Raw genomic sequence first — 5,101 nt, forward strand, 5'->3', positions numbered from 1 at the left:
CCCCACACCCTACACCCCACACCCTACACCCCACACCCTACACCCTGCTCCCCACCCTGGGATGAACTCGACGCAATCGTAAAGCATTCGTCACCACGGAAAGGGAACTTAAAGCCATGGCAGCACCGGCAATAATCGGATTGAGCAGAAAAGGATAGAGGACTCCGGCAGCGATGGGAATGGCAATCAGGTTATAAATAAAAGCAAAAAAGAGATTTTCTTTGATATTTCGCATTGTTGCCCGACTTAACTCAATAGCAGTCACAATTCCCTGTAAATCTCCCGAAATTAAGGTTATATCGCTTGCAGCGATCGCTACATCGGTCCCCGTGCCAATGGCAATACCTAAGTCCGCTTGCGCCAATGCGATCGCATCATTGATGCCATCTCCAACCATGGCGACTATTTTCCCTTTTTTCTGCAAATATTCGATTTTTTCGGCTTTTTGTTCGGGACGGAGTGCGGCAAAAAAGCGCCGGATACCCAACTCGCCAGCGATCGCCTCTGCGGTTTCGAGGTTGTCCCCCGTCATCATCATCACCTCTAAGCCCATTTTTTTGAGCTTGGCGACCACTAAGGAAGAAAAAGGTTTTAAAACGTCGGAAATGGCGATCACCCCCTCTAAACGCCCGTTAACCGCTATCCAAGCCACGGTTTTTTTCTGCCATTCCCAATCGTGGGCGACTTTTTTAAGAACTTTTGTTTCGATCCCTTGACTTTCTAACCATTGTTGTGTCCCGATTTGCACGAAATCTGACCCGACTTTTCCCTGCACTCCTGACCCAGTTATTGAGTCAAATTCGCTTACTTCTAGGGTTTTAATCTGGTTTAACTGCCCATATCTAACTATTGCTTCTCCTAGCGGGTGTTCAGAATGATTCTCCACCGATACGACTAACTGCAGCAGCGATAATTCCCGTCCATCCCTCACCCCCTCGCGAGTCAAGAAGTCCGTCACCGTTGGTTTCCCCTGGGTGAGAGTTCCCGTTTTATCGAGAACAATAGTAGTAATACCCTGGGCCAATTCTAAACTTTCGGCATTTTTAATTAAAATTCCCTGTTTTGCTCCCTGTCCTGTTCCCACCATAATCGAGGTGGGTGTAGCTAATCCTAGCGCACAGGGACAAGCGATAATTAGGACTTCCACCATTGTAATCAAAGCGAGGGTGAGATTACCCGTGCGGAGAATCCAAAATAGGAAAGTTATTACGGCAATAATCATCACCACCGGCACAAAATAAGCAGTCACTCGATCGACTAATCTTTGTATAGGTGCTTTTGATGCTTGCGCGGTTTGCACTAATCGGACAATCTGAGCTAAAACCGTATCTTTTCCCACTCGTAACGCTTGCATTTGTAGGCTACCAGTTTTATTAATTGTCGCCCCGATTACCTGTTGATTGACGGTTTTTCGCACGGGTAAACTTTCCCCTGTCACCATCGATTCATCAATGCTAGAACTGCCTTGGATAATTATGCCATCGACGGGAATTTTTTCTCCCGGACGCACTAAAATTATATCTCCTACCTTCACCTCTTCTATTGGTATATCTAGCGTCTGTTCTTCCCTAATTACCCTAGCAGTTTTTGCCTGTAATCTCATTAATTGTTTAATAGCGGCGGCCGTTTCTTTTCTGGCACGTTTTTCGAGGAAACGACCGAGTAAAATCAGAGTAATGACGATAGCGGATGCTTCGTAATAGACATGGGAATTAAACCCCTGTTTTTCGATAAAATCGCTCCCGAAGGTTAAAAACAGGGAATAAAAATAGGCGGCACTGGTTCCCAAAACTACTAAAGTATCCATGGTGGCAGTGCGATTTTTAAAGGCTTTCCAAGCATTTTTATAAAAACTTTGACCACACCAAAATTGGACGGGAGTAGCGAGAATTAATTGTAATAAGGGAGCGTGTAACCAGTGGGGAATAAAAGATAGAGATAAACCCGTCATCATCGGCAAAGAACCGATAAAAAGTATAATGCTAATAACAATAGCGATCGATAGTTTAGTGAGAAGTTCTTTTTCTGGCCTGGATTCGAGATTAATTTCCGTTATCGGTGTAGCTTGGAAACCGGCATCCCTAACTTTTGCTTGAATAGTGTTAAGATCGGTACGCTTGGGATCATAGTCCACATCCACCTGTTCCATGCCAAAATTAACTTGACATTGAATCACTCCGGGGATAGATTTAATTATCCGTTCGATCGAATCAGCACAACCAGCGCAACTCATCCCGGCGAGTTTGAGAGTTTGATGGGTCATAATGTTAATAGCAGCGGAAGTCAGCAAGAAAATCCCCTGCAGCAGAGTTATATCTTTAGCATAAAATATTCCCCTAGCTGCCGGGTCAAGAATCCTTTGTTAATTTTTCTGAATAGATATGAAGAAATGTCAAAAAGAGTGCTTGTATTTTCCTAACACACCCTTAATTTTTATGGACAAATTTCAATTAACCCCACTCTGTTGCGTATCTTGACCCTGCACAGCATCGGCAGCAGAAACACCATCACCCTGAAAACCAAAATACCATAAAGTAGCGGCAGCTTCAGCGCGAGTTACTGGTCTTTTTGGCTGAAATAGGGTAGTAAAACCAAAAACTCGCCGAATATTGGCTTGTTCGGCATTTTGAAAATCGGCATAAAGAGCGCGCACCAGCTGCGGGTTAATTTTATTGGTATCCTGAAAACCCCAAGTATTTTTAATCGTATCAAGATTGGCACTCGGTAAAGCTTTTCTAATATCTAATGGCACTTTCCAAGCGATTAAATCTTCCCGGGTTAAAGGAGCATTGGGACGGAATAAAAGGGTGCTACTATCTCCCGTTAAGGGAGAGGGAATTAACCCCGCTTCCGCTAATCCTTGAATATAAATATAATCGGGATCGTTATTTTTAACATCACTAAAAGCTGGGGAACTATTGGGAGTAGCTAAACGGATTTGTTTACCCGCTACATTAGCATAAATGGCATTATTAGCCTGTAACAACCAGCGAGCAAATTCTCGGCGCGTTATGGTATTATTAGGGTTAAACTGATTATTATTACCTGTTAATACTCCCAATCTAGCTAAGTCTTGAATGTGGCTTTTTAAGGGATTAGGTAAGGATTCGAGATCGTTAAAACTGGTGGGATTAAGATTGGGTAAGGGGGAAGAAATGGGGGAGGGACTAGGGGAAGCAATCGGGGTTCCCGTTGGACGATAATCGAGGCTATATTCGGTATTGGGAGAAGTGGCAGTTATGGTGATAGTTAATTCTAAATTATCTCGACGGGCCGTTAGGGTACTATTAACTCCCTCCCCAGAAAAGGGATTAATAATTTCCCAATTATTATTAACTAATTCCTGTTGATAAAAAGCCTCGATCGCATTGCTGGGATCGTTGGATTGCCAACGGGTTTGTCCACCAGTATTATCAGGATTTGTCTGCACTGATAATAATTCTGATTGACTATATCGAGGAATTTCTGCGGGAAAATTTGCGGGTAATTGCTGGTTATTAGGAGAGTTTTCTGGTATGGGATTTGTTTGTAGATTAGGATCGGCAGCCAGACGATTTTCTAGGGCAGGATTGCCACTACAGGCTGCTAAAATGCCCAGCAGAGTGATAATTGTACTGTAGCGAATAAACTTACTCACGGTCTTTACCAATATTGTTTCCTTAGCTTTATCCTAGCCTATTTACTCAGGTTTTTGACTAGGAAAAATTTTGCGCCACCATTGACGTAATTTCCCCAGCAGAAATCCTCCTAACCCTTTTGTGTATTTTTCAAATTTGTAGTAAAATAAAAAGTCGATTATATCCTGGGTGGAAAGGTGCTTGAGATAGGATAATCCTTGATCAATACGCGCATCACTATATTTTAAATAAACTTTGCGACTGAGGCGATCGGATAAATTCCATTTTGGTTGAAAATATTCTTGCATCCTCTGTTGATAAGGGGCAAAACTACTCGATTTTCCCTGTAAATATTCTTCCATGTATTGACAAGCAATTTCCGCTCCTTTCATAGCATAGCGAATACCTTCCCCTCCTAAAAAGTTAACCGTAGAAACAGCATCACCAATCGCTATAATATTCGGTTCTTGATAATAAATATCTTGCAGATTGAGCGAATATTCTAAAATAGAACCATGACTGTCAATTATATCATATTTAGAGAGATTCATGTAGGTTTGCATAATTTGTGTAATATAACTTTTTAAAGGCTTAACTTCAGAAATATAAGGATGTTCTCCCTCTAACCAAGCGGCTCCTATTTTTAATTGCTGATTATCCATAGGAAAAATCCAGCCATAACTTTTAGGACTCCATTTATGACCGATAAAAAATACTAAATTATCTTGATATTTTTGATAATCTACTTCTGGCACAGCAATTAAATATTCAATACCTACCCCCTTTAAAAAATCAGGTTTTTCTCGTCTATATTTATACATAACTGCTCTAGCGTATCCGGTAGCATCAACCAATAAACGAGTAGTAACTGTCTCGATTTCCTCGCCTTTTGATTTCAAGAAAACAGTTAGCTTATCCTCCATCTGTTGATATTTCAGATAACGACAACCTAAACGAACTTCTCCCCCCCAACGCAGCACTTCTGCGGCTAAAAACTCTCGCAATTTGGCAAAATCAAAAACTACCCCTAAAGGTTGCGGTGATGACCAAAAATGATGTATGCTAGTGGAGATAATTTCGATATTTTTCCAAAACCTAGCCACTACGGTTTCGGGGAGATTGAATTGTTCTAAAATTTCTAGGGGAGAAGCGGCACTAGAAAAGTTATTATCTTGCCAACTAGAATGTTGTTCCACCAAAAGAACACGATAACCTTTTTCACTTAATAATCTACCACAGTGACCTCCCGCCGGTCCACCCCCAATAATTACGACATCATAATCCATGATTTACTCCCTCGCCTAATCTTGCTAACTTGCTTTTATTTTACCCTAAATGCCCTCTGTTAAACCCCAAACTTATGAAGCTGTTGTGCATCTAAATTTGATAAGTAGCTGGTTATAATTAAATTAAAAATGGATTTTAGGTTCGATCCCTCCTGCCCCCCTTAATAAGGGGGGTGCCGATAGGCGGGGGGGTGCCCC

Annotated in this window: 3 protein-coding genes; all 3 read right to left on the minus strand. The window is 41.8% G+C overall.

Features of this window, described 5'->3' with window-relative positions:
- Positions 1 to 37 precede the first annotated feature (37 nt).
- The 3 genes from PN470_RS05895 to PN470_RS05905 all read right to left on the minus strand — a co-directional run bounded on the left by PN470_RS05895 (position 38) and on the right by PN470_RS05905 (position 4,903).
- Positions 38 to 2,263, minus strand: a complete 2,226-nt coding sequence (locus tag PN470_RS05895) for a heavy metal translocating P-type ATPase (protein ID WP_271936678.1) — start codon at positions 2,261 to 2,263, stop codon at positions 38 to 40.
- 183 nt (positions 2,264 to 2,446) lie between these two features.
- Complete coding sequence (locus PN470_RS05900; RefSeq protein ID WP_272104016.1) at positions 2,447 to 3,649, minus strand: S-layer homology domain-containing protein; 1,203 nt, start codon at positions 3,647 to 3,649, stop codon at positions 2,447 to 2,449.
- A gap of 30 nt (positions 3,650 to 3,679) precedes the next feature.
- Positions 3,680 to 4,903, minus strand: coding sequence for an NAD(P)/FAD-dependent oxidoreductase (locus PN470_RS05905; RefSeq protein ID WP_272104018.1), 1,224 nt, complete (start codon positions 4,901 to 4,903; stop codon positions 3,680 to 3,682).
- Positions 4,904 to 5,101 lie beyond the last annotated feature (198 nt).

This window comes from Microcystis sp. CS-574 (assembly GCF_028329095.1).
Taxonomy (GTDB): Bacteria; Cyanobacteriota; Cyanobacteriia; order Cyanobacteriales; family Microcystaceae; genus Microcystis; species Microcystis ichthyoblabe_A.

Bases quoted from the DNA above. Each gene is read 5' to 3' on its own strand.
- PN470_RS05895 (WP_271936678.1), bottom strand. From the start codon at position 2,263: ATGACCCATCAAACTCTCAAACTCGCCGGGATGAGTTGCGCTGGTTGT.
- PN470_RS05905 (WP_272104018.1), bottom strand. From the start codon at position 4,903: ATGGATTATGATGTCGTAATTATTGGGGGTGGACCGGCGGGAGGTCAC.